General features: G+C 50.1%; 19 protein-coding genes. 9 read left to right on the top strand and 10 right to left on the bottom strand.

What is annotated here, in order from left to right; genetic code table 11:
- Positions 1–9: 9 nt before the first annotated feature.
- The 4 genes from Q1A04_RS17405 to Q1A04_RS17390 all read right to left on the bottom strand — a co-directional run bounded on the left by Q1A04_RS17405 (position 10) and on the right by Q1A04_RS17390 (position 6,692).
- Positions 10–1,092 carry a tetratricopeptide repeat protein gene (locus Q1A04_RS17405; protein WP_299708532.1) on the bottom strand — a complete coding sequence of 361 codons (1,083 nt, stop codon included), beginning with the start codon at positions 1,090–1,092 and terminating at the stop codon, positions 10–12.
- Between the two features lie 150 nt (positions 1,093–1,242).
- A complete protein-coding gene (locus Q1A04_RS17400) occupies positions 1,243–2,028 on the bottom strand; it encodes a hypothetical protein (RefSeq protein WP_299708530.1) in 786 nt (261 codons plus the stop codon).
- A 61-nt stretch (positions 2,029–2,089) separates the two neighbouring features.
- Positions 2,090–4,837 (bottom strand): DNA gyrase/topoisomerase IV subunit A, encoded by a 2,748-nt coding sequence (locus tag Q1A04_RS17395; RefSeq protein WP_299708528.1) that lies wholly within the window; start codon positions 4,835–4,837, stop codon positions 2,090–2,092.
- On the bottom strand, positions 4,830–6,692 hold the full coding sequence (locus tag Q1A04_RS17390) for a DNA topoisomerase IV subunit B (protein ID WP_299708526.1): 1,863 nt from the start codon (positions 6,690–6,692) through the stop codon (positions 4,830–4,832). Before Q1A04_RS17390 ends, Q1A04_RS17395 begins: the two co-directional genes overlap by 8 nt.
- 348 nt (positions 6,693–7,040) lie before the next feature.
- Here Q1A04_RS17390 and Q1A04_RS17385 point away from each other — a divergent pair, with 348 nt between their 5' ends.
- The 3 genes from Q1A04_RS17385 (at position 7,041) to fbaA (ending at position 10,913) form a co-directional block, all read left to right on the top strand.
- Positions 7,041–8,189 (top strand): AI-2E family transporter, encoded by a 1,149-nt coding sequence (locus Q1A04_RS17385; RefSeq protein ID WP_299708524.1) that lies wholly within the window; start codon positions 7,041–7,043, stop codon positions 8,187–8,189.
- A gap of 137 nt (positions 8,190–8,326) precedes the next feature.
- On the top strand, positions 8,327–9,736 hold the full coding sequence (locus Q1A04_RS17380; protein ID WP_299708522.1) for an exonuclease domain-containing protein: 1,410 nt from the start codon (positions 8,327–8,329) through the stop codon (positions 9,734–9,736).
- Between the two features lie 106 nt (positions 9,737–9,842).
- Positions 9,843–10,913: a class II fructose-bisphosphate aldolase gene (gene fbaA / locus Q1A04_RS17375; RefSeq protein WP_299708520.1), complete on the top strand. Its 1,071-nt coding sequence runs from the start codon at positions 9,843–9,845 to the stop codon at positions 10,911–10,913.
- A gap of 57 nt (positions 10,914–10,970) precedes the next feature.
- Here the strand turns inward: fbaA and Q1A04_RS17370 are convergent, their stop codons facing one another.
- The 5 genes from Q1A04_RS17370 to Q1A04_RS17350 form a co-directional block, all read right to left on the bottom strand.
- Positions 10,971–11,909, bottom strand: a complete 939-nt coding sequence (locus Q1A04_RS17370) for a hexose kinase (protein WP_299708518.1) — start codon at positions 11,907–11,909, stop codon at positions 10,971–10,973.
- A gap of 121 nt (positions 11,910–12,030) precedes the next feature.
- Positions 12,031–14,433: a glycosyl hydrolase family 65 protein gene (locus tag Q1A04_RS17365; RefSeq protein ID WP_299708516.1), complete on the bottom strand. Its 2,403-nt coding sequence runs from the start codon at positions 14,431–14,433 to the stop codon at positions 12,031–12,033.
- Entirely contained in the window at positions 14,426–15,247 is an 822-nt protein-coding gene (otsB, locus tag Q1A04_RS17360) for a trehalose-phosphatase (protein WP_299708514.1), read from the bottom strand. Before otsB ends, Q1A04_RS17365 begins: the two co-directional genes overlap by 8 nt.
- 32 nt (positions 15,248–15,279) lie before the next feature.
- Positions 15,280–15,981, bottom strand: a complete 702-nt coding sequence (locus tag Q1A04_RS17355; RefSeq protein WP_299708512.1) for a beta-phosphoglucomutase family hydrolase — start codon at positions 15,979–15,981, stop codon at positions 15,280–15,282.
- Positions 15,982–16,136: 155 nt separating this feature from the next.
- A complete protein-coding gene (locus tag Q1A04_RS17350; protein WP_299708510.1) occupies positions 16,137–16,322 on the bottom strand; it encodes a hypothetical protein in 186 nt (61 codons plus the stop codon).
- Between the two features lie 241 nt (positions 16,323–16,563).
- Here Q1A04_RS17350 and pgi point away from each other — a divergent pair, with 241 nt between their 5' ends.
- Positions 16,564–18,213 carry a glucose-6-phosphate isomerase gene (pgi, locus tag Q1A04_RS17345; RefSeq protein ID WP_299708508.1) on the top strand — a complete coding sequence of 550 codons (1,650 nt, stop codon included), beginning with the start codon at positions 16,564–16,566 and terminating at the stop codon, positions 18,211–18,213.
- Between the two features lie 47 nt (positions 18,214–18,260).
- Positions 18,261–19,859: a hypothetical protein gene (locus Q1A04_RS17340; protein WP_299708506.1), complete on the top strand. Its 1,599-nt coding sequence runs from the start codon at positions 18,261–18,263 to the stop codon at positions 19,857–19,859.
- Positions 19,860–19,931: 72 nt separating this feature from the next.
- Here the strand turns inward: Q1A04_RS17340 and Q1A04_RS17335 are convergent, their stop codons facing one another.
- Entirely contained in the window at positions 19,932–20,999 is a 1,068-nt protein-coding gene (locus tag Q1A04_RS17335; RefSeq protein WP_299708504.1) for a DNA topoisomerase IB, read from the bottom strand.
- A gap of 140 nt (positions 21,000–21,139) precedes the next feature.
- Between Q1A04_RS17335 and Q1A04_RS17330 the strand changes: the two genes are divergently transcribed.
- The 4 genes from Q1A04_RS17330 (at position 21,140) to Q1A04_RS17315 (ending at position 26,753) form a co-directional block, all read left to right on the top strand.
- The gene (locus Q1A04_RS17330) at positions 21,140–21,550 is read left to right on the top strand and encodes a hypothetical protein (protein WP_299708502.1); all 411 of its coding nucleotides are present in this window, start codon (positions 21,140–21,142) and stop codon (positions 21,548–21,550) included.
- 90 nt (positions 21,551–21,640) lie between these two features.
- Positions 21,641–24,490, top strand: coding sequence for a pitrilysin family protein (locus Q1A04_RS17325; protein WP_299708500.1), 2,850 nt, complete (start codon positions 21,641–21,643; stop codon positions 24,488–24,490).
- Between the two features lie 223 nt (positions 24,491–24,713).
- Positions 24,714–25,547, top strand: coding sequence for a M48 family metalloprotease (locus tag Q1A04_RS17320; RefSeq protein WP_299708498.1), 834 nt, complete (start codon positions 24,714–24,716; stop codon positions 25,545–25,547).
- A 57-nt stretch (positions 25,548–25,604) separates the two neighbouring features.
- A complete protein-coding gene (locus Q1A04_RS17315) occupies positions 25,605–26,753 on the top strand; it encodes an App1 family protein (protein WP_299708496.1) in 1,149 nt (382 codons plus the stop codon).
- Positions 26,754–26,819: the final 66 nt, after the last annotated feature.

Below are 26,819 nucleotides of genomic sequence, written 5' to 3'. Positions count from 1 at the left end.
GGTATCGTGTTAATAGCCCCTTTGACGAACAGCCATGCTGTCCAGCTGGGGTCTGGGTCTTTCTAATCTGTATCTCAAACGCGCCATACTCTGCAAGGCGTACGTATGTTTTGGTTCCAATGCCACCATACGCTCATAGGTACGGAGTGCCTCCAAGTTTTCCCCTAGCTTTTCATAGCTGCTGGCAAGCACTGAAAGGAACCGCAGGCTATTTCCATAAGTCTCAGCAGCGCCATCCAAATGCTGCATCGCCCGTTCGTATTCTCCTTTGCCATGCATGAGCAAGGCAAGCTGATAATGTGCCGCCTGCAAGGTATCGGATAAAGCTAGGGCCTGCTGGAAACTCTGCTCGGCACTGTCTCTGCGCTGAGCGTTCAACTGGAGCATTCCATCGTAGTACCACAACTTAGGGTCCTTTTGCTCTAGGCGCAACGCCTGCTGCGTATGCGCTCTAGCGGGTATATATTCCGCTAAGGCTAGGTATAAGCCTGCCAGTTCACGGTGCGGTTCCACAAAGTCCGGTTTTAGCATCAATGCTTCTTGGTAACTTTGCATGGCCCTCGTCGTGTCGCCGGTTGCCTCCTGCACCCGACCATAGTAATAGGTGGCGTAAACATCCTCAGGTGCCAATTCAAGCGCCTGTCTTATAAACCGCTCAGCCTTTTTATACTCGTGGCGCTGCAGGTATAACTCCGACAGCAGCACATACAGGGAGGCATTCTCAAAAGAGTTACGTTCCGCTTGCAAAGCCAAAGGCAAAGCCTCCTCCGATCTGCCCATCAGGTATAGCACCTGCGCTTTAACGAAGTAGTTGGCAGGCTCCTGCTTTGACAGCTCGATGGCCTTATCAGCATCTTCCAACGCCTTGTCCAATTCTCCTTTCCGGAGGAAAACCATGGCACGCCGGGCGTAGAGGCTGCCGTCCCGTCTGGACCGTTCTATCGCCTCACTCAGGTTGACCAATTGCTTTTCAGGGTCTTCCACAGACACTGCCTCCAGATTCACCATCTGCTCTCTCATTCCTTCTTCCGAACCACAGGCGGTCAGCGCAAAAAACAACATCACTACCCATCTGCAGGTTAATCGGGACATCACGTACTGTCTATTCTTACAATCTATAAGTGCGCTAAATTATAGATAATTTGCCTAATAACCGATTATTAGGTGCGCTTATAGTTTGGTAAAAAAGCGAGGGGCCTGCTTCCGTTTGGTAGCAGGCCCCTCGTATGGGTAAAGATTGACTTACTTCAGGAAATCCTGCAGCATGATCTTACAACGCCTGCTTAACTCCATTTCTTCCTTCGTTTGAAGGTCTAAATTCAATGCGACAGCCTGCTGTAATGTTGCCACGCTAGCCTCTTTCTCTTTCATTTCCTGATAGATACAGGCTAAATCATAGTAATAGCGCAAATTCGACGGATTATGTTGAATTGCCATCTTCATTGCATGTACGGCATCTTGATTATTTGCTCTACCATTTAGACTACCCATCATTTTGTATGCGGTAACTTCTGCAAAGTTCAGGTTGGCCATTTTAAAATACCAGCGCCCTAACAGGTGCCATGCATCTGCGTGCACACCGTCAGTAAGGAGCGTGGCATCAAGGTAATCTTTTACCTGAGCGATTAGCGCTAAACGCTGCTTGGGACCAGACACCATCGCCAAACATGACAAAGACAGCGCCATGGCGTAGTTAGCCCGTGCATCTAGGGAATTCAGCTCATAGGCGCGAGTAGCATAGGTTTTAGCAGTGTTGAAGTGCTCCAACTTGCGACTGTCGTCTGTAAAACGGTCGCCCATACGGCTGTGCAATAAACTCGCATGGCACAGCGCCTCGAAATTGGATGCATCGGCGGCGATTATTTCTTCATAAACGGCTAGCGCCTCCGTCTCCTTATATTGCTCCTTCAGCTCGTACGCTTTCTTTAAAAGCACATCATGCCCGGAATCTCCCAACACCTCCAGTGGAGATATTAGGAAACCGAGCATGATGAATAAAATGGGTATGACTTTAAAAAGTATTCGCATAATCTGTAATAAGCAACCTAATATATTGCTTTAAAACGACTTATGCAAAAAAGGATTAAATTTAGAACAAATCCAGCTGTTTCCTTTTCTTCAAAGCCTTATTTGCACTGTCGTCGTCTGATAGTTCTTCTACGGTTTCAAGCGCATCAAGTTGAGCCCCACTAACTTTAGCTGCTTCTTCTGCCAATTCCTTTAGTTCGGAAGGCAATGTTACAGGCTCACGCTTCGTAGCAACTTTCTTAGCCTTAGGCTTCTCTTCAACCTCCACTTCCTCTTGTCTTGGCACTTTCACATCAAAGATCTTGAAGTAACTTAGCTTGTTACCCATGGCCTTCCAGCCTTTCACGTCGATGAACTCGCTTAGCAAGAGCTTCTCCGTTTCTTTCTCCCCGCGCAGTGAACGCTTGAAAGCAATAGTAGCCAATGGTACTGAATGCGTTGAAACAGCCTCCAGTCTGGAGTTCTTGCTCTCTGAGATGAACGGGAAACGCTTTCCTATTGTGGTTGTCTCGATCTTGAAACGCTTCACGTAGTAGGTTTTGTTCTCGCCTTCGTAGTAAATGGCAGATACCACCAACTCAGGATCGAACTTCTGCAGCACTTTGATCTTCTCCACGGTATAGTGGTTAGCCAGATCAAAGGTGGTCTGCTCGTAGGTACCGTCTTCGTATATTACCAAAATCGTATCATCAGTGTTGAACGAGCCAAGATAACGGCCACGGGCTTCGGTGTTCAGACGACCGATCACTTCATCATAGAAGATCTCGCGTCCACCCAGCGTCGACTCACCCAGACTCTTCTGCACCACTTTCTTGATTGGATACTTCGTGACGATATTACCATTTGATCCTTTGCCTTTTATCATCAGTTCGGCAAAGTCATAGTCGAATGTTTTAATACGAGCGGTTGACTGTGGAGCAAGGGTAATGTTTACCACCTCCGATTCTGAGTTCGGATTAGCTGTCAGGTAATGCACCTTGGAGCCTTTGTTGCCCTTGGTTAGGTCATATTCCTTATCACGGGTGATTGACTTTACTGAGAAGCGCTTCGCAAAGGATACGCCTGTCTTGCCGTCCACATAAATCATGTTGTAGACCATGTGCTCGTCGTTCTTGTTGTAGACACCGGCCATAATAATGTCTTTGCCCACGAAGGTCTTGTCGGCCACCTTGGTTACGGTGAACTTGCCATCCTTACGGAACACGATGATATCGTCCATGTCAGAGCAGTCGCACACAAACTCGTCTTTACGAAGACCCGTACCAATGAAGCCGTCTTTAGCGTTCATGTAAAGCTTTTGGTTAGCGATCGCAACTTTCTGTGCTGTAATCACATCAAAAGTTTTCACTTGCGTCTTTCGGTCGCGTCCCTGTCCGTATTTTTTCAGCAAGCCTTCGAAATAGGCAATCGCATAGCGGATCAGGTTGGCCAGATTATCGTCCACCTCAGCCATCTCCTCTTCCAGCTTGTTGATGTACTCATCGGCTTTGAAAGAGTCAAACTTAGAGATGCGTTTGATCTTAATTTCCGTTAGGCGGATGATGTCGTCTTGGGTTACTTCGCGGCGAAGCAGCTTCTTGAACGGATCCAAGCCTTTGTCAATCGCTTCGAGCACAGCCTCCCACGTTTCACACTCCTCGATGTCGCGATAAATGCGATTCTCGATGAAGATTTTCTCCAAGGACGAGTAATGCCACCTGTCTTCCAATTCGCCTTTGCGGATCTCGAGCTCACGCTTGAGCAGGTCTACTGTCTTAAACGTAGAAATGCGAAGCAACTCGTCCACACTCAGGAAGTGCGGCTTATCGTCAATGATCACACATGTGTTAGGCGAGATAGACACTTCGCAGTCCGTAAAGGCGTATAGCGCGTCCATGGTCAGGTCAGGCGACACCCCCGGCGGCAGCTGTACCTGTATTTCCACATCAGCAGCCGTATTATCGACTACCTTCTTAATCTTGATCTTGTTGTTTTCGCTCGCCTTCACGATCGACTCCATCAGCCCCGTGGTCGTGATGCCATAAGGCACGTCGCGGATGATGAGCATGGTCTTATCTACCTTCTCAATCGTGGCACGCACACGGATCTTGCCACCGCGCATACCATGATTGTAATTGGTCACGTCCACCATACCCCCGTTCGGGAAGTCAGGAAGCAAGGTCGTGCTGCGGCCTTTCAGGACATCAATAGAACCTTTGATCAGCTCTTTGAAGTTGTGCGGCATGATCTTGGTCGAAAGACCAACTGCTATACCTTCCACACCCTGCGCCAGTAGCAAAGGGAATTTCACCGGCAAGGTCACCGGCTCATTCTTACGGCCGTCGTAGCTTAGCTGCCAGAGTGTTGTCTGCGGATTGAACACCACATCGAGCGCAAACTTAGACAGACGGGCCTCGATGTAACGCGGTGCCGCCGCGCTGTCACCGGTGCGCACATCGCCCCAGTTACCCTGCGTCTCGATCAGCAGATCTTTCTGACCCAAATTCACCATGGCGTCGCCAATAGAGGCGTCACCGTGTGGGTGATACTGCATGGTCTGACCGATCACGTTGGCCACTTTGTTAAAGCGACCATCGTCCATCTCCTTCATGGCGTGCAGGATACGGCGCTGCACGGGCTTGAGTCCGTCCTCAATGGCAGGAACGGCACGTTCTAGAATTACATAAGAAGCATAGTCGAGGAACCAGTTCTCGTACAGACCAGATACCGGGGTTACGTTATGGATTACCTCTTCTTCACCGTCTGTGAACGCGATCTCCAACTCGTCTTCTCTTTCTATACCTTCGTTGTTCAGTTCGTCGTTATGCATATACTTCTTCAACTATATCTTTCTCAAACTTCAGATTCTCAATAATAAATTGCTGGCGCTCCGGCGTGTTTTTGCCCATGTAGTAGCTCAGCATTTTCTGTATCGTCGTGTCTTTTTGCAGGAACACCGGCTTCAATTTGATGTTGTCACCAATGAACTTGCCAAACTCGTCAGGCGAAATCTCACCAAGGCCCTTGAAGCGCGTGATCTCCGGACGCTTGCCCAGTTTCTCAATAGCCGCCTGTTTTTCGGTTTCGTTATAGCAATAGATCGTTTCTTTCTTGTTGCGCACTCGGAAGAGCGGTGTCTCCAGAATGAAAACGTGTCCGTTCTTCACCAAATCCGGGAAGAACTGCAGGAAGAAGGTCAAGAGCAGTAGACGGATGTGCATACCGTCCACGTCGGCATCAGTCGCGATTACCACGCGGTTGTAACGCAAACCTTCCAAGCCTTCTTCAATATTCAGGGCGTGCTGCAGCAGGTTAAATTCTTCGTTTTCGTATACCACCTTTTTCTTCAGACCGAAGCAATTCAGCGGCTTTCCTCTCAAACTGAATACTGCCTCCGTGTCCACGTTGCGGGATTTGGTGATGGAACCACTCGCGGAGTCGCCCTCTGTGATGAATAGCGTGGAAAGAAGCGAGTTCTCGTGCTTGTCCTCGTTGAAGTGCAGGCGGCAGTCACGCAGCTTACGGTTGTGCAGGTTGGCTTTCTTGGCACGCTGATTGGCCAGCTTTTTCACGCCGGCCATGTCCTTGCGCTCCCGCTCGCTTTGCTCGATACGCTTCTTCAGCGCTTCAGCCGTCGTCGGGTTCTTGTGCAGGTAGTTGTCGAGCGATTCCTTTATGAATTCGTTGATATAAGCGCGCACCGCCGGGCCGTCTGGTCCCATGTCAATCGAGCCCAGTTTGGTTTTGGTCTGCGATTCGAACACCGGCTCCTGCACACGCAGGGAAATAGCACCTACAATAGAGCCTCGAATATCAGCCGCGTCGTAGTCTTTCTTATAGAAGTCGCGCACTGTTTTCACGATCGCTTCACGGAAAGCTGCCAAGTGTGTACCACCCATGGTGGTATACTGGCCATTCACAAACGAGTAATACTCTTCGCCGTAGTCGTTACCGTGTGTTATGGCCAGCTCAATGTCATTGCCTTTCAGGTGAATGATCGGGTAGCGCATGCTATCCTCGTCGGCTTTGTTTCTCAAAAGATCGAGAAGGCCGTTTTCGGAGTAGAATTTCTTGCCGTTGAAGTTAATCGTCAGACCGGCGTTCAGGTATACATAATTCCAGATCTGGTTTTCCAGATAATCCGGGTTGTACTGGTAGTTCTTGAAAATAGTATCGTCCGGCGTGAAAACCGTCAACGTACCGTTGCGCTGCGTTGAATCCTGTAACTCTAGATCTTCCGTAAGCACGCCACGCTCGAACTCAGCGGCTTTCATTTTTCCATCGCGCACGGACTGAATGCGGAAGTGGCTCGAAAGGGCGTTCACCGCTTTGGTACCCACACCGTTCAGACCAACAGACTTCTGGAAAGCCTTGCTGTCGTACTTACCGCCCGTGTTAATCTTGCTCACACAGTCGATCACCTTGCCCAGCGGAATACCGCGGCCATAGTCACGCACCTGCACCTTGTGGTCTGATATTTTGATGTCGATGGTCTTGCCGAAACCCATGACGTGTTCGTCTATGGAGTTGTCGATTACCTCTTTCACCAAAATGTAAATACCATCATCGGCCGAAGAACCGTCTCCCAGTTTACCGATGTACATACCGGGGCGTAGCCTGATGTGTTCGCGGGGCTCTAGCGAGCGAATGCTGTCTTCGTTATAATTATGCTCTAACTCTGCCATTCTGTAAGCGTAAGTGTATTTGATTTAGTGGAATCACTCGGAAATATAGAAAAATAAAAGAAATCAGACGCTACAAATAGTTCCGGCATCTGACCAATTCATCAATTCAAGAAGATTATTGCTAATATTTTTAGTCAACAAATATAGCTAATTTTATCGAATTCATCAACCACTTCTATACAACCAATACACATTGCTTACAGTTCACTAAAATCTCAGAAAAACAGAGGTATAAATTAGCTAAAATTATTAGCATAAAAATATTTAGATTTAACTATACTTGCACACTACATTTGCTTAATTGAATGCGGCTATTAATTCCGTATACCTTAATTCATACACACCCCCATGGAAATCAAATTACCCCGGTACTTCAAGTATGTGATCATTTTACTGGGACTCTTTTTAGCAATCTGGGTTTTGCAGAGTTTCAAAGCGGTATTAATGCCGCTGGTATTTGCATTACTGTTCGCCCTGCTCCTGTTGCCCCTCACACGCGACCTTGAAAAGTTCCGCTTCCCAAGAGCCTTAGCCATTTTTGTAAGCATAATACTGGTGGTAGTGATACTTGGACTTGTGATCTGGTTTCTCTCTATGCAGGTGGTGAGCCTGACCTCTGAACTAGACACCATCGGTAAAAATTTTGATGCCTTAATCATGAAGGTGCAGGAATACCTCTATCATAATTTTGGTATTCAGCCGGCCAACAAGAGCGAACTATTCCGCAACGCAGTGGGCGGTCTGCAGGAGTTTTCGACCACCTTTGTCGGCAGCACCATTTCTCTTACTACCGGAGCGCTGACCATGATCACCATTGTGCCCATCTTTGTGTTCTGTTTCCTGTACTACCGCGATCACCTCGAACAGTTCATCTATAAGTTTGTGGCCAAGGACCGCCGCGGTAGCCTGAACCACACCATCGATAACATACAAGTGGTGGCGCAAAGCTATATTTCAGGCTTGATGATCGTGATCGTGATCGTTTCCTTGCTAAACTCGGCTGGTTTGCTTCTGCTGGGCGTCAAGTATGCGATTTTCTTTGGCGTATTTGCCTCCATCCTGACCGTTATACCTTATATCGGCATTCTGATTGGGGCGATGCTCCCGGCACTGTTCACGTTGGCCACTACGGGTCATCTGATCGACGCAGTGCTGGTGGTACTGGTGTTTATGTTCGTGCAGTTTCTGGAAGGCAACTTCATTACGCCCTATGTCGTTGGTTCCAAGGTAAGTATCAACCCATTCGCAGCTATTATAGCCTTGCTTATTGGCGGTGAAATCTGGGGGGCTGCCGGTATGATCATTTCTATACCTATGATCGCGATTCTGAAAGTGCTGTTTGATGCTTATGAGCCGCTGCAGCCCTTTGGCTTTTTGCTCGCCGATATAGACGAGGTTAAGGAGAAAAAATCGGGGCGCTTCCGGAAGATGTTCGACAAGCTACGTGAAAAAGCTAAAAAGGAGCGCTACGAAGATGACCGGGAGGCCGAGCAATAGTCTAACTTTGCTAACTCCATTTGCACGAGGTATGGCGTGAGTGCGATTTGAAACGTATTGCTAAAAATATTGGTTTACAGGATAGCCCTTTGGAACAGACCGAAGACTTCTTCAAAAAAGCCTAAAAGAGAAACAGCTTGTACGCCATCATAGACATTGAGACGACGGGTAGCCAACCTACGCAGGACAGGATCACGGAGATTGCCATCTTCATTCATGATGGCAAAGAAATCGTTGACAAGTATAGCACCCTGATCAATCCGCAGCGCCCTATACCTTATTACATATCCCAACTTACCGGCATTACCGACGACATGGTGCAGGATGCACCTAAGTTTTACGAGGTGGCTAAGGAGATCGTGCAGTTTACGGAGGGTATGGTTTTCGTGGCCCACAACGTGCGCTTCGACTATTCCTTCATTAAGAAAGAGTTCGCTGATCTGGGCTTTACCTTCCAGCGCAAAACTCTCTGTACCGTGCGTCTGAGCCGTTCGCTTATACCCGGCTTGCCGTCCTACTCACTGGGTAAGCTTTGCAAGAGCATTGACATTCCGCTGCAAATGCGCCACCGCGCCATTGGCGACGCTGAGGCTACGGCCAAGCTGTTCGACAAGCTAATCAAAATCAACCGCCCGGTGATTGACGGAGCGCAGCACATAGCAGATCCGGCGGAGCAACTCAAAAACGAAATTAAAGCCTCCCTTCTTCCGCCTGCCATCAGCAAAGATCAGGTAGACGCTTTGCCGACGGTACCAGGAGTATACTACTTTTACAATGAAGCGGGCGAAGTGATCTATGTAGGCAAGAGTATTAACATCAAGAAGCGCATCATCCAGCACTTCAACATCGACTACAAGAGTCGCAAATCGATTGAATTCAAAAACCAGATTGCCGATATCACCTACGAATTGATGGGCAACGAACTGGTGGCGCTGTTGTTTGAGTCGGCGGAGATCAAGCGCATGAAGCCGCACTACAATCGCCAACAGCGGCGCAGTGTGTTCAACACCGGCATTTTCACTTACGAAGACGACAAAGGGTATAAACGCCTGACGTTTGGCAGTGTGAACAAGGCCGATGATGTGAACATGACACCGATCATTGCGCTTTCAAATCAGTTCAAGGCCAAGGGTTTTCTTTTCCATAAAGTATCGAAGTATAACCTCTGCCAGAAGCTTTGTGACCTGTATAAAACACCGGGTGCCTGTTTCGACTATCAGGTACACATCTGCAAAGGCGCCTGCATTGGAAATGAGAGTCCTGAGGAATACAATGCCCGTGTGGATGCCGCCATCGAGTCTTTTACCTATGAGCACAACAGCTTCGTGATTGTGGGCAAGGGCCGTGAGTTGGGTGAGAAGTCGATTGTAGTGGTAGAGCATGGCACTTACCTCGGTTTTGGCTTTGTAGACGAGTATTTCTCAGCCAGTTCTCTTGAGGATTTCAAGTTGGAGATACAGCGCTACAACGACAACAAGGACGTGCAACAGATCATACGCGGTCACATGCGTGGCAAACACAAAGACAAGGTGCTGGTGTTCGATTAAGCCCTTCTATATAGTATAGTCCCGCTTTTTATAAGCTCCTGCCATCTATCTTCGGTTTAGAACTAATTTATGTTTAATTTTAAGTCGAAATAAAACTTAAACATTCATGGAAAAACGTTTCAGATCAGGGGTTTTGTTCGGCGATGAAGTAACAGAGCTGTTCAAGTATGCCAATGAGAATAACTTTGCGCTGCCAGCCGTTAACGTGATTGGCACAAACTCTATCAACGCCGTGCTGGAAACAGCGAAGGCGCTTAACTCACCAGTTATCATTCAGTTCTCACACGGTGGCGCCACTTTCTTTGCTGGCAAAGGCCTTGAGAACGACAACCAGAAAGCCGCCATCGCAGGCGCAGTTTCCGGTGCCCAGCACGTGCACCTGATGGCCGAAGCATACGGTGTGCCAGTAGTACTCCATACCGACCATGCTGCCAAGAAATTGCTTCCTTGGATCGACGGTCTGTTAGACGCCGGAGAGAAATACTTTGAGCAACACGGCAAGCCGCTTTACAGCTCGCACATGCTCGACCTTTCTGAGGAAGAGATCAAAGAAAACATCGAGACTTGCGCCAGCTATTTGAAGCGCATGAACAAGATCGGCATGACCGTAGAAATCGAACTTGGCGTGACCGGTGGCGAGGAAGACGGCGTAGACAACACGGGCGTAGACAGCTCACGTCTATATACCCAGCCAGAAGAAGTAGCTTATGCTTACGAAGAGCTGAAGAAGGTAAGCGACCGCTTCACGATCGCAGCGGCTTTCGGTAACGTGCACGGCGTATACAAGCCGGGTAACGTAGAGTTGCGCCCTGAGATCCTGAAAAACTCACAGGACTTTATCAAAGAGAAATTCGGCACCAGCGACAACCCGGTGAACTTCGTATTCCACGGCGGTTCAGGTTCTGAGAAGGCCAAGATTACAGAAGCAATTGGTTACGGTGCCATCAAAATGAACATCGACACGGACATGCAGTGGGCATTCTGGGACGGCGTGAAGAACTACTACGAGTCGAAGAAAGACTACCTGCAAAGCCAGCTCGGCAACCCAGACGGTGCTGACTCGCCAAACAAGAAATACTACGACCCACGCGTATGGCTGCGCAAAGGCGAAGAAAACTTCATCGCCAGATTGAAAGAGGCGTTTGAAGATTTGAACTGCGTGAACAAGAATGCTTAAGGTATAGCATTGTGCTACGAGAAAGGGTGAGGCGAAAGCTTCACCCTTTTTTATTTATTACTTATGCTCCATTAACCACTGATAAATCTCCTCTGTATCCTCTTTGCGGCAAAGCTCAGACCCCGGCGTCATAGTGGCGGCGGTACCGGCGGCTACACCATAGCGCACAACTTCCTCCAAGGGATAACCCCGGAGCAAACTCAGGACAATGCCGGCAACCATACTGTCGCCAGCACCGACGGCGCTTTGTTGCTTCACCGTTGGCGGCACGACGTAGTGTATACCTGTTTCCTTAGAAGCCAGCATGGCGCCGCGTGGACCAAGCGATACTACCAGCACTTTGCACTTACCTTCGTTAAGCACCTGCATGGCAAATTCTTCTTGTTCCAATGCTGAGATGTGATCTTTGCCGGCAAGTTTTGCTAGTTCGCCCAAATTGGGTTTGATCAGGTAGAGCCCCTCTCCTGCGGCTTTTACTAAAGCTTCGCCGGAGGTGTCCACGATCAGTTTGAAATTACGCTTGTGGGCTATTACCGCCATCCGGTAGTAAAAATCGTCCGGCACGCCGGGGGCAAGACTGCCACTCGCTACCACGTACTCAGGGACTTGCTCCAATTTCTCCAATCTATCCAGCACCTGTTGCCATTCTGACTCTTCTATACTTGGACCGGGCATGCCAAAGCGGAACTGATCGCCGGTGCTGTCTTCCATCACCATCAGGTTTTCGCGGGTCCAGCTTTTTGTTTGGCCAGACCAATACTCCACGCCTTCTTCTTTCAACAAATCGCAGAGCTTCTCTCCTGCAGGCCCTCCTGAGAGTAACCAAGCAATGGAATTGCCGCCGAGTTTACGGATGGCGCGGGACACGTTGATGCCTCCTCCTCCCGGTTCATAGGTGGGTTCGTCGCAACGTAATTTCTTTTCGGGCAACACCCGCTTCACATGCGTGCTTTTGTCTAAGGCAGGGTTGATCGTGATAGTTAAAATTTTATGCATGCTTCCTCAGTTTGAATGCGGAAAGGTACTGACACAGGTATATACACAGGATAGGTTCTGATACAGGTTTAGGTATAAGCATAGTAGGTATACACGATCCTAAGAACAATTCCTTTATACCTCAACGGCGGATGTCAAACTCCTTTTGATCTCCCGTCCGGAAGGTATGGACTTCACCGCGAACACCGATTTTAACTTCTTTGGACCAGCCTCTGTCGAACGTGATCACCATTTTATCAGCGGTAAGGTTCAGCTCTATCCAGTGGCCACGGTAACGGAGTTGCAGGTTTAGGCAGGGCATCTCTTCGGGGAGTACCGGGTTGAGCCAGAGCACATCGTCGCGAATCTCGAGGCCGGTATAGGCACGCTGTATAAGGTCCACTGTGCCGGCCATGGCGCCAAGATGTATACCTTCTGCCGTCGTACCCCCCTGTATATCCTCGAGGTCGCTCATCAGGGCAATTTCGAAATTTATCCAAGATTTTTTACGGTCTGAACGGGCCAACACCCACGCATGCACGATCTTACTCAGCGTAGAGCCGTGTGACGTTCGGGCTTCATAATAAGCAATGTTTTCAGGTATACTCTCTGGTTTGAAATCATAGCTAAGCTCCTTGAAGATAGACAGTAACTCCTCGGAAGAGAACAGGTAAAACAGCATCAACACATCTGCCTGCTTGCTGGCTTTGTACTTGTTCACGTTGTCGCCTTCGCTCTCGAGTATGCGGTCGAGTCGCATGGCCTCTCCGTGCTTGGCTCTATACTTCTCCCAATCAAACTCCTGCAGCCTATCATAATCATCAAACTGTGAAATGATCTTGGTATCTTCCAGAAAAGGCACATACATGCGTTTGCTGATGTCCTCCCAGCGTGTCAGGTCATCCGGACTGATATGCAGTTTGGTAAGCAATTCGTCATAGCGAGAGTCGTCAATCACTTCTTTCAGCGCGAGGGCTCTTTGGATAACCCAGACAGCCAGCACGTTGGTATAGGCATTGTTGTTCAGGCCTACCTCCGAAGAGTTAGGGTACTCGGTATGATACTCGTCCGGCCCCACCACATGCAGAATCTCGTAACGGCCTTTCTCTTGGTTCAGCGTCGCGATGGTAGACCAGAACTGGGCAATGTCCAGCAAGAGCTCGGCACCGTGGTAACTGAGGAAATCCATGTCTTCGGTGGCTTGGTAGTAGTGCCACACATTGTATGCCACGGCCGAACTGATGTGCCGCTGCAGGTACGTGTTGTCAGGCAGCCAGCGGCCGGACTGCGGATTGAGGTGGATGACCTGACTCTCTTCCCGCCCATTGCTGCCGCTCTGCCACGGGAACATGGCACCTCTATACCCTGCCTCTTTTGCAGCACTGCGGGCTTCGTTCAGGCGACGGTAGCGGTACATCAGCAACTCCCGGGTAATGGCGGGTAGGTGCATGTTGAGGAAAGGAAAAATAAAGAGTTCATCCCAGAAGATGTGTCCTCTATACGCTTCTCCGTGCCAACCCCGTGCCGGCACGCCTACGTCTAGGTCAACGGTATGACCGGACACGGTTTGCAGGAGGTGGAAAATGTGTAAGCGTAGAACGGACTGTGTCTTGATGTTGCAGGCCGTGTCTAGGTCGCAGCGGTTCCAAAGCCGCTGCCATGCCCGCTTATGCTCTTCCAAAGACTCTTCAAAGGTGCCTTGTCTGCCACTGTTTGTGCAAGCGTCGAGCAAAGGCTCGGATGTTGCCCAGTCCCGGGAGGTATAGATCAGCACACTTTTCTCGAGTCGCAGTGGCTGGCCCTCCGAAGCCTGCAGCTTGAACTCATGTTCAACATAGCCCTCTTCAATTTTAGTCTGAGGCAACATGCCGCTGGCTTGGCCATTAAAGAATACCTGTGTGCGCGCAACCTGCGCCATGCGGGTTTTTGACTGCGTGGTCTGCACTACAAGGTAGATGGTTTCATCGTTGTGCTGCCCCTGTGTCAATGTTTCGAGGTGCTCACTGGCCAGTTCGCGGTAACGGGACACGCCGCTGTTGATCACACGTCCGTCAAGGGCGGCCCGCAACTCTATTTCGCCTGACCAGTTGATGGGGGTAAGTTGCCACTCCAGTGCGGCAAGGTGTGGGTTGGCCATGCTGACGAGGCGGCGGGTATTGAGCATGGATTCACGGCCTTTGCCATCGCGGAAATGCACGTAGCGCAGCAACAGGCCATGCTTCATGTCGAGTTCCTGTTTGAAATCGAGCACCTCCACACTACTCATATGGAACCAGTCTTCGTCTGGATGTCGGAATGATATGGGTAGCCAGTTAGGCCAGTTGACGAGGTCCTCGTTTTCAATTTCTTTCCCGGCCACTTCAGAGGTTAGTCGATTGTAACCGCCAGCCAAATAAGTGCCCGGATAATAAATATCTCCTTCAGCCCGGGTCTCTTCAAAAGCCCCCCGGGTGGCAATGTAGCCGTTGCCTAGGGTGCAGAGCGCTTCACGGAGGGTTTGCTCCTTTGGTATCCACTTATCGTAAATGATGCTCCATTCAACCATGGTTGTTTTGCTTGATGGTGTCTGTCAGATCTTCCAGAAAAACACGCACTGCATCTACACTCTTCAAGGCATAGGTGGCGGCCGTCTTGTCTTCGTGCTCACCCACCAGTATACCTATCCCTTGGCCCTGCAGCTCTGCAAAAGCGTCTTCGTCGGTTATGTCATCGCCGATGTAGAGCGGGACATATTTCCCGTCATTCAAGCCAAGTTCTTCCATCAACCACAACACGGCTTTTCCTTTGTGCCAGTCCAGATTGGGTTTCAGCTCATAGATCTTTTTGCCGTGCCCGATCTTCAGTTCCGGCATGGAGTCCAGTACTTCGTCAACCGCCTTGCGCACTTTTTCTACCTGATCATCGGCCACGTTGCGGAAGTGCACGGCTATGGCATAGCGCTTCCGCTCCACCTGACTGCCTTCCACGTCCTTGAGCTTCTCCTGTAAGATGCCATCCGCTTTGTCTAGTGCAGGCAGGGCGGCTTTTGCTCCTCCGGGCTCCGAAGCCATCCCGTTCGGGCCGGTGATATCGAAACCATGCGAACCGGCAAAATAGAGGTTGTCGAGTTTGACCAACTGTTCTACGTTCTTTCGGTCGCGCCCGCTCACCACGGCTACTTTGGTAACCGAGGCTAACTCATGCAGCGCTTGCCGCATTTCGTCAGACAGAACTGCCATTTCGGGTCGTTGCACGATGGGTGTCAGGCAACCGTCGTAGTCGAGAAAGATGGCGGGTGTTTTGCCCCCAAATTGCGCTTTGAGTTCGTTGAGCTGGTCGAGGGCCGAAGGAAGTTCATGGGCCTCACGTTTCTGTATCATAGTGTTGGTTTAGGGATGTCGATGATGGGATTTTATACCTTGGGGAATTCTTTTATGACGATATCGGCACCGCCTTCTTTGAGCGCAGCTTCATCATGAGTGCGGTCTATACCGACCACCAATCCAAAACCGCCGGCCTTACCGGCCTGCACACCTTTGCGCGCATCTTCAAAAATAGCGGTTTCCTGTGGTGCTATACCTAGGCGGCGGGCCGCTTCCAGAAAAATATCAGGTGCAGGTTTGCCCTTCAGTCCAAGTTCAGCGGATTGCAGACCATCCACGTGCTCTTCGAAAAGTCGTTCTATACCGGCGGCATGCAGCACATCCACACAGTTCTTACTAGCCGAAATCACAGCTGTGCGTATGCCATTCTGCTTCTGCCGCTTGAGCCACGCAATAGTGTCATCGTACACATCCACGCCTCCTTGCCTGAGCAATTCCTGAAAGTACATATTTTTCAGGTTCCCGAGTCCTCCGACTGTCTCATCGCCCTCTTCATCTTCGGGTGTTCCTTCCGGCAAGGTAATACCGCGGGACTTCAGAAAGTTACGTACGCCATCGTAGCGCGGAATTCCGTCTATGTGCTCCCGGTAGTCGGTCTCAATGTCGAGTGGTTCGTAGCGTTTGCCCTCTTTCTCACCCCGTTGTTGCAGGTAAGCGTCGAACATGCGCTTCCATGCCTGCGCGTGTATCCGTGCTGTTTGCGTCACGACACCGTCGAGATCAAAGATCAAGGCTTTGATTTTTTTTTCTTGCAATAATTGATCGAGCGTACCCATAATTGAATCGCTAATGATTTATAAATGAACAGAGCTTGTGTTTCGCTATACCTGTCAGCACCTCCTACTTAAGCTGACAGGTATAGCTGTCAAAGCCCCTTATTCCATTATTAAGGAATACCTTCGGTGCGCTCATGCGGCGGCACGTCTGGTCCCTGTTCTGGTCGGTTAGCAGGATTATCTCCGCCTGTAATGTAACCGGTATGCGCTGGCGGTGTGCGTTTGCCATCATCTTCGCGCAGTATGCCGGTTTTTGGTTTGTTTTTACCTCCCGGATGCTTTTTGTCCTCTTTCATACACGTTGGTTTAATATTTTAATGCCCGTATACCTTATGATACGCAACTGAACAGTTAATTGAATGGAGGTATACTGTCTTAGACCTACGCAGGAGCAAGGTAAATGATACCAAGTAAAAGTAGCCTACTGAAAATACTGTATATTTAGGCCCCTGAAAAGGCTATTCTTTTCCAGAAACAGATAACCCCGCAGATACTTTTAGAGTAATTTCTGCCATAGACCCATTCACAAAATAAAACATGCTACACACCGACAATCCGACCACGACCAACGCTTGGAAAAAACTGGAAGATCACTACATTCAACTGAAGACTCAACACTTGCGCGACCTGTTTAAGGCGGATCCGCAGCGATTCGAGAAATTCTCGTTTGAGGTAGACGGCACACTGTACGATTTCTCTAAAAACCGCATTACCGAAGAAACGCTGGACCTATTGGCCGAGCTGACAGAGGAAACGAAAGTGCCTGCCGCCATCGAGAGCATGCTGCGCGGAGAGAAGATCAACGCCACCGAAGGTCGTGCCGTGCTCCATACTGCCCTTCGCAACTTCACGGACCAAGAGCTGATGGTGGACGGTGAGAATGTGCTGGAAGAGGTGCGTGACGTGCAGCGCCAGATGAAGGCCTTCTGCGACCGCCTGCACAGCGGTGAGTGGACGGGCTACACGGGCAAAAAAGTAAAGCATGTGGTGAACATAGGAATTGGCGGTTCACATTTGGGGCCGCAGATGGTCACCGAGGCTCTCAAAAAATACCAGAAGCCGGAGATCGAGGTGCATTTCATTTCCAACGTGGACGGTACCGACGCAGCCGAGGTGCTGCGCAAAGTCGATCCGGAAACAACACTTTTCATTATCGCTTCTAAGACGTTCACGACCAAAGAAACTATTGCCAACGCCCACACGGCCCGCAGTTGGTTTTTGAAGACTGCCAAGGACGAAGCGCATGTGAGCAAACACTTTGTGGCGCTCTCCACTAACACGGAGGCCGTTTCTAAGTTCGGCATCGCGCCTGAAAACACCTTCCGTTTCTGGGATTGGGTGGGCGGTCGTTTCTCGCTTTGGTCAGCCATTGGTTTGTCGGTGGCCTGCGCCCTTGGGTATGACAAGTTTGAGGAATTGCTGCGTGGCGCCGAAGCCATGGACAAGCACCTCAAAAACACCCCAATGCGCCAAAACATACCGGTGCTGATGGCTTTGCTGAGTGTATGGTATACCAACTTTTTTGAAGCACAATCGCATGCCGTGCTGCCTTATGATCAGTACTTGCGTCTATTGCCGGAGTACCTGCAGCAATTGCAGATGGAGAGCAACGGCAAAACGGCCATGCGCAACGGCGAGTATGTGAACTTCCAGACGCAACCCGTGATCTGGGGAGCGGCCGGCACCAACGGTCAGCACTCGTTCTTCCAGCTCATCCATCAAGGAACGGTACTTATTCCTTCTGATTTTCTGGCTCCGGTGAATAGCCACAACCCGATCGGCGAGCACCACCCGATGCTGCTTTCCAACTTTTTCGCCCAAACCGAGGCGCTCATGAAAGGCAAAACCGAAGAAGAGGTACGTGCCGAACTCGAAAAGAAAGGTATGGACGGCGAAGAGCTCAAGCAACTAGCACCGCACAAAGTATTCGAAGGCAACAAGCCATCTACCTCCATCATGTTTGACATGCTGACGCCCTATGCCTTGGGAAGCCTGATCGCCATGTACGAGCACAAGACCTTCGTACAAGGCGTGATCTGGAACGTGTACAGCTTCGACCAGTGGGGTGTGGAGTTGGGCAAGCAACTGGCCGGCGCTATTGAAGAGGAATTGCTTGGCAACAAAGAAGCGGAACACGACAGCTCCACCGCCGGACTGATCAACTACTACAGACAAAAACGCAACTAGCGAAAACCTTGCAGGCTGTCTGCGTTAAAGGAGTGTATTTTCACCTTATGCAGCACCTATACTTTAGAACTGCGTTGCTGTTTGCACTTGTATTGGTGCTGAGCAGTTGCGCTGACGATAATTTTTACCAGAATGACGCATTGGTCCAGCCGGGGGAGTATGACCTACCCCCGGCTGGCACCGACAGCGTGTGGGCTGTCGCAGGTCGCCACTACGACCGCAGCTGGTTCCACCGCCTCTTTTGGGGAAACCACCACCGCGACAGCTGGAGCACACCCGTCAAACTCCCTGTTTTTGATGTGGCGAAGGTGAACGGCGGTATGGAAGTGGTGAAAAAAGGCGGCGGCTACCAGACGAGTAGTTTCCAACTACAAGACAGCCTCGGCCGCATTTACGCTTTCCGTTCCATCGACAAAGACCCGGTGCTGGTGCTGGCCAAATTCTGGCGACCAACTTTTGTTACAAACATCCTCCGCGATCAAATCTCGTCTGCCAATCCTTATGGGGCCGTGGTTATACCTGACCTAGCCAGTGCCTCAGGCGTTTTCCATACCTCCCCCATTCTGTACTATGTTCCAAAAAATGATACCTCCTTTGGGGAGCACGCTGAAGCCGTGCAGGGAAAGGTATACATGCTCGAAGAGAAATTTAAAGGGCTGGAAGACACACTCAGCATGTTTGGAAGCATAAGGGGATTTGAAGACTCAGAGGACGCTTTGAGAAATCGCTACGAAACCAATACCCACCATTTTAATCAAAGGGCCTTTGCCCGCGCCCGGCTTTTGGATGTACTCGTCGGTGACTGGGATCGCCACAAGGGACAGTGGGATTGGGCTGCTTACCAAAACGGACCGGATGTTCAGTACGTGCCTATTCCCAAGGACCGCGATCAGGTCTTCCTCAAAATGAACGACGGTGCTATACCCTTCCTCGCCACCAGTAAACTGATGGTCCGCAAGTTCAACTCTTTTGGTCCGAAGATAAAAGACGTGAAAGCCCTAATGATCAACGCAGAATTTATAGATGAGCGTCTGCTTCACGAACTGACCCGCAGGGAATGGGTAGCGATTGCCAATGATTTACAAAAAAAGATAACGGATGAAGTGATCGAAAAGGCCGTCAGGAACCTGCCCCCTCCTATCTATACTTTAAAAGGGGAAAGCACCATTCAGAGCCTGAAAAACCGCCGAGATCAATTGCCGGACGTGGCAGAAGAAATGTATGAGATTCTGGCCAAGGAAGTAACCATTGCCGGCACCGACCAGAAAGACAAATTTCATGTTCGCAGGTTGGATAATGAACAAACCGAAGTGACTCTTAGCCGACCTGCTCAAAACGGCATACCTGAAAAGGTGCTCTATCACAGAAGGTTTTATACCAATGAAACTGAGAAGATCACGCTGCACGGCCTCAGTGGCGATGACACCTTCTTAATAGAAGGTGATGTGGCCGAAGGTATACTGGTAGAGGTATACGGCGGCCTCGGTGAGGACGAAATTACTGACAAGTCCACCGTAAAAGGCTGGCGTAAAATGACTCACATCTACGACACTGAGCGCGGCAATGAGATCGAATTTGGTACCGAGGCCAAAGACCTCACCACAAGAGATGTGCGGGTGCACGCCTATGATCGGGAAGGAAATTAGAAATGAGTTTGTGGTATAAAACTGTAGGGACAGGTCGCGACCTGTCCCTACAAATCCGAACTCTTTAACTCCTCAACTCTTCAGGCTTTTCTCCAGCATTTTCAGAACGAACTCTTCCATGCCGCTCATGTATTCGTTTTTGGTCTTGCTGGGGTCGTGCTTTTTGAGGTAAGTCAGAAGTTTGTCTTCTCGGAACAGGTTGATCACCTCCGGATGAATGTAATATTTACTGCACACTGTCGGGGTGTTGCCGAGTCCGTGTGCCACCAGCTTCACGGCTTCTTTTATGCTCTTCTCCTTTTCCAATTCTGGCTCTTCGTCAATCACCAGCTCCAAGCACTCCACCATGCGCACGGTGCCGCCCCATGTCCTGAAATCCTTGGCTGAGAAGTCATGGGCCGTTGCCTCGCGGAGGTATTCGTTCACGTCCCCAGACTCCAGTGTCTGACGCTCGCCGTCCTCGTCGTAATACTGGAACAGGTCGTAGCCCGGTATGTCTTTGCATTTCTTAACCAACTGCGCCAATCGGCGGTCTTTGAGGTCGATCTTCTGCTCCACTCCTTTTTTGCCCACAAACGAGAAAGTCACCGTGCTGCCGTTAAACGTCACATGTCGGTCGCGCAGCGTCGTGAGCCCGTACGATTTGTTAGACTTGGCGTAGGCACGATTTCCGATCCGGATCAGGGCGTTGTCCAAGATGGACAGCACCAGTGCCGTCACCTTGCGCTTATTTAGTTGGCGGGACTGTATGTCTTTCTGGATCTGTTCCCGGAGGGCAGGCAGCGATTTGCCGAACGTGATCATTCGCCCGAATTTGGTCAGATTGCGGGCGTTTTGCCATTCGGGGTGGTAAATGTACTGCTTGCGCCCTTTTTCGTCCCGTCCGGTGGCCTGCAAGTGACCGCGGGCCGTGTTTGATATCCAGACCTCGGTCCATGCCGGGGGTATCACCAATTTTTTTATGCGCTCCAGTGTTTTGTCATCTGTTACTTTCTCGCCTCTGTGGTTGAGGTAGTAGAAACCTGTGCCGGCTTTTTTGCGGGACAGCCCCGGCTTTTCGTCCGAGGTATAGCGCAGACCTGCCCACTCTGCCGAAAGGGCCGGATCTTTATGTAAAGTATGTAGTTCTTCTTTGGTCATCTGTTGAGGCGATTAGGCACCTCCTGCCCATAATACTTTAAACCGATGCAAAAGTTCTTCGCTGAGCAGGCTGCTATGGGCATTTGGTTATACCTGTTCAACAATTACCGCTATATTTGTTCCCGAAAAAAGATACTCAAATGACCATCCATAAACAGATTTCTTACCTCTACGCTTTCTTTGGCGTGTTCATGCTAGGCTGTGGCGCCGTGGCCGTTGACGTGGCCGGCGAACAGGCTCAAACCGCGCTCATCACAGGTATAGCCGGTGGCTTGCTGGCGCTCATTGCAGGACACTTCCTGAACCAGCGCAAGCGCTGGGGGTTTATGCTGGGTACCGCCGAGGCTGGTCTGCTGACATTGCTTCTTGGCTGGCGCTCCGGCACCTATTTTATCCGCCTACTCGAAATGGTACAGGAGGCTCCAGAGCCCAATACCACCCAGACCGCAGGCATGGCTTTCCTGCTCACCACCGCCATGCTGGTCGTGGCTCTTTTGACACTGGCCGTATCGGTTATGTTCGCTAAACAAGTGTTTGCCGAGACAAAATAGGCGTTCGTCTATATTTTTCTATAGCATTAAACCTTTATGTGTTATATTGGTCCTAACACAAGACCAATCGTTCACCTAAAACAATTTAACATGCTACAGAAAATCGGTTTGAGTATCGTGCTTACGGCCAGTGTGGTCAGTGCAGCCGAGGCGCAGACAAAACTCGTGGAGAAGGTAACCAAGAAAAGCGATGAGCTGGTTATACCTTACGAAAAATATAAACTGGCCAATGGCCTCACCCTGATCGTGCACGAGGATCACTCCGACCCGGTGGTGCATGTGGACGTGACCTACCACGTGGGCTCGGCCCGCGAAGAAGTTGGCAAGTCTGGCTTCGCGCACTTCTTTGAGCACATGATGTTCCAAGGCTCCGACAACGTGGCCGATGAAGAGCACTTCAAAATCGTATCGGATGCCGGTGGTACGCTGAACGGTACCACCAACCGCGACCGCACCAACTACTTCGAGACAGTACCTAGCAACCAGCTGGAAACCGCCCTTTGGCTGGAGGCTGACCGCATGGGCTTCCTCCTCGACGCCGTAACCCAGAAGAAGTTTGAGGTTCAGCGCGAAACCGTGAAGAACGAGCGTGGTCAGAACTACGACAACCGTCCTTATGGTCTTGTGTATGAGAAAACATCGCAACACCTGTACCCGCACGGTCACCCATACTCTTGGACAACGATTGGTTACATCGAAGACCTGAACCGTGTAAACGTTGAGGACCTGAAGAACTTCTTCCTACGCTGGTATGGTCCTAACAACGCTACCGTAACTGTTGGTGGTGATGTGAACCCTGCTGAAGTGGTAAAACTGGTAGAGAAATATTTCGGTTCTATACCTGTCGGCCCAGCCGTGGAAGACATGAAGCCGATGGCAACGGCCTTAGACAAAGACCGCTACATTTCATATGAAGATAACGTGCGCTTCCCGATGCTGCGCATGACCTTCCCTGTTCCGGAAGCGGGTCACAAAGACGAACACGCACTGGATGTACTAGCTGAGATACTTGGTCAGGGCAAAAACTCTATCTTCTATAAAAACTTTGTAAAAGATCAGAAAGCACTTCAGGCTTCAGCATCTAACTCCACATCTGAATTGGCGGGTGAGTTTGGCATCACAGTGATGACGTACCCGAACAACAACTTGGCGCAGATGGAAGAAATGCTTCGTAAGTCAATTGCAGAGTTTGAAACACGTGGCGTTACTGATGAAGACCTGCAGCGCTACAAGGCTTCTGCCGAATCAAGCCTTGTGAACAGAATGGCAAGTGTGAGTGGCAAAGTGTCGCAACTGGCCGCGTACGAAACCTTCCGCAACAACCCGAATTACCTACAGGAAGAAATACGTCGTATCAACGCGGTTACCAAGGCCGATGTAATGCGCGTGTACAACCAGTACATTAAAGGTAAAAGCGCGGTTATCCTGAGCGTAGTGCCGAAAGGCAAGTCTGAAATGATTGCGAAGGCCGACAACTATACGGTAGACACTAACACCTCCGTAGCGCAACCTCAGGAATACAGCGGACTTGCATATACCAAAGCCGTTGATACCTTCGACCGTAGCAAGCGCCCTGTTTCAGGTCAGGCCAAAGCCGTTAGCGTACCGAACTTCTATACCTCGAAGTTTAAGAATGGTATGAAGGTAATCGGTACCAAGTCTGACGAGATTCCAACTGTTACCCTACAGTTGACGATACCGGGTGGTCACCGTTTGCTGGCCAACAACCCTAGCAAGGCAGGTATTGCGTCGCTTACAGCATCATTGCTCAACGAGGACACAGAGAACTACACTTCTGAAGCTTTCACAAGCGAGCTCGACAAGCTGGGCAGCTCTATCCGCATCGGCTCTGGTACGGAAGACACGTACGTAACGGTGCAGTCACTGAAGAAGAATCTAGACAAAACACTCGTGCTGCTTGAAGAGCGCCTGTTCCGTCCGAAGTTCGCGCAGGATGATTTCGAGCGTTTGAAGAAACAGCAGCTGGAAGGTATAGCCAACCAATCGACACAACCAACGGCTATTGCCAGCAGCGTGTACAACAAACTGCTTTATGGTGATAACCACATCATGGCTATCCCAACTTCCGGTACTACGGAGTCAGTAAGCAGTATCACCTTGGACGATGTGAAGCAGTTCTATACTGCAAACTACACGCCTACAGGAGCTGAGCTAGTGATCGTGGGCGATATCAACGAGAAGGATGTTATTAGTAAACTGGACTTTCTGAAGAAGTGGAAGAAGAAAAACGTGACCGTACCTGCTGACGTGAAAGCGCCTGCCATAGCGGCCACTAAAATCTACTTCGTAGACAAGCCAGACGCAGCGCAGTCAGAGATCAGAATTGGCTATGTGGCCCTTCCATATGACGCGACTGGTGAGTACTACAAAACATCGCTGATGAACTTCGTGCTGGGTGGTGCCTTTAACAGCCGCATCAACCTGAACCTGCGCGAAGACAAAGGCTATACCTATGGTGCCCGTTCAGGCTTCGGTGGCAGTCGCTTCGCTGGTCCGTACACGGCTTCTGCCGGCGTGCGTGCCGATGCCACTGCCGCTTCTGTTGTCGAGTTCATGAAAGAGATCAACGATTTCAGAACCAAAGGTATCACAGAAGAAGAACTGCAGTTTATGAAGAACTCCATCGGTCAGTCAGATGCGCGTCAGTACGAAACGCCGGGTCAGAAGGCGAACTTCTTGGGCCGCATTCTGCGATACGACCTGAAGAAAGATTATGTAAGCAAGCAGACCCAGATCCTCAACAACATGACGAAGCAGGAGATCGATGCACTGGCAGCCAAACACCTGCCAGCTGACAAAATGCATATTGTGGTGGTTGGCGATAAGAAAACCGTTCTACCTGAACTGCAGAAACTGAGTTATGAGGTAGTGGAGCTGGATACTAACGGCAACCCCGTAGGTACCTCCTCCGTAAAATAGACCATACTACACTTGGAAAAAGCCCCTGAAATTCAGGGGCTTTTTTATTTGCATTATTTTTAAATAGCACCAACCCTATCTACCTTCCAACCAAGGCTAATTTTAATCCGTAAGCGCATACTAAAATTAAATAGCTTGAGTTTTTTAGGCGTAACGCTCGGTTTTGGCCTATAGGCTATACCTTGGCACCGCTTAAAAACATGTCATCATTCTAACACACATTATGAAGTATATCAACAATTCAGCACACTGGCTGCTTATCCTTGTCAGCGTGTTTGTCTTTAGCAGTTGCAAGGATAACGAAGGCGTCATCTTCTCGATTCAGGATGACATCCGGCTTGGGCAGCAGGTTTCGGAGCAGGTAGACTCCACTTTTCGTGCGCAGGGTCAGTTGCTCGAGCGCAACAGTTCCAACGCCAATGTGCAAAAAGCCTATACCCACCTTGACCGCATCGTAAACCGCGTGCTCAACTCAGGTGAGATCAAGTATAGGAATGAATTTGCGTGGACTGTTAAGATTATCGATGACCGGGAAACGCTGAACGCGTTCGCTGCACCGGGCGGATACATCTACGTATACACCGGACTGATGAAATTTCTGGATGATGAAGATCACTTTGCGGGTGTAATAGCCCACGAAATAGCCCACGCTGACAAGCGCCACAGTATACAGCAGCTGCAGCGTGACTATGGCATCGCCCTGCTACTTTCAGTGGCACTGGGAAACAACCCGGGTGCCTTGCAGCAGATCGCCGCTCAGTTGGCGGGTACGCTAGCTGGTCTGCGCTTCAGTCGCGGCGCCGAAACCGAAGCGGATGATGCCTCTGTGCTCTACCTAGACGGCACTGACTACTACGCCTGCGACGGCGCGGCCGGCTTCTTCGTAAAACTGAACGAAGAAGCGCAGGGCAGCAACCCGCCGGAATTCCTAAGCACGCACCCTAACCCAGACAACCGTATCGAGAACATACAGCAACAGGCCCAGCAGCGCGGCTGCGCTACGGCCAACGCTCCGAATACCGATTATGATGAATTAAAAAGAAGTCTGAACCTATAAACTCTAAAGGTCTGCCCAAAGGCAGGCCTTTGTGTTTGCGAACCATACCACAACCCTATGAAAAAAATAAAAAACACGGCCGCCAAAGCCGTCCTTAAAACAGAGGAGAAGTTTGACACGCTGATGTTTAATCTGCGGCGCAAACTCAACCTCTTCGGCCCGCTGCACATTGTACCCTACCGCAGCTACGGCACCCCTACCCGCCTCTATGTAAAAGGCCGTGTGCTGGTTGACAAAAGCATTGCAATTTCAGAGGAAAATGACACCATGTGGGAGAATCTTCTGAACATGTACAAACGTTTCAACAGCCGCGAGATACCCGGTGCACGTGTGGAGCTGTGCCTCGAAGACCAGAAACATGAGATTACGACTGATGTGGAAGGGTATTTTGTGATGAATCTTGCGCCTGAAAAACCTCTTCAACTCGACGACATCTGGCACACCATAGAAGTGACGCTCACAGATTCACCAGTTGATTTTGAGGGGCCCATAAAAACGCAGGCGCATGTGCTGGTACCACCACCAGACGCCGAGTATGGTATTATCAGCGACATAGACGACACCATCGTGCGCACGGGTGCGACCAATATGCTGCAAACCGGACGTAACGTGCTACTGAATAACGCGCACTCCCGCATACCTTTCCATGGTGTGGCGTCTTTCTACAAATCACTCCAGCTAGGCCGCAACGGCAAGCGCAACAACCCGTTTTTTTACGTCTCGAGCAGCCCTTGGAACACTTACGATCTGCTTTACCATTTCCTCGAACTCAATGAGATTCCGCAAGGGCCGCTCCTGCTCCGCGACTTCGGTATAGACGAGAACAAGCTGGGCGCCTCCGACCACATGAGCCATAAGTATAAGGAGATCGAAAATATTCTAATTACCTATCCGGAGCTAAATTTTATACTGGTGGGTGACAGCGGTCAGCAGGATGCTGAGATTTATGCCGAGATAGTTCGCAACCATCCGGGCCGAATCATGGCCATTTACATACGGGATGTGAACATCGAAAAACACACAACCAAAGTGGTCAGCATATTCGATGAATTTAAAGAAGCCGGAGAAGTTGAAATGGTGCTCGTAAAAGAAACGCTGGAAGCAGCCGAGCACGCCGTTAAACAAGGCTATATTTTCACAGAGGAACTGCCAGAAATCGCCAGAGAAACTGAAGAGGACGCTGCAGGAGATGAGGAAGGTAGTTAAGAATTAAGAATTGATTTCAAGAAACATGAAACACGATGGGGGCAGGTCAGCTTATTCGCTTATACC

This window comes from uncultured Pontibacter sp., assembly GCF_947499215.1.
In the GTDB taxonomy this organism is placed as follows: domain Bacteria; phylum Bacteroidota; class Bacteroidia; order Cytophagales; family Hymenobacteraceae; genus Pontibacter.
The sequence above is the reverse complement of the archived record's forward strand: the minus strand, read 5'-3'. Positions and strand labels throughout refer to the sequence as shown.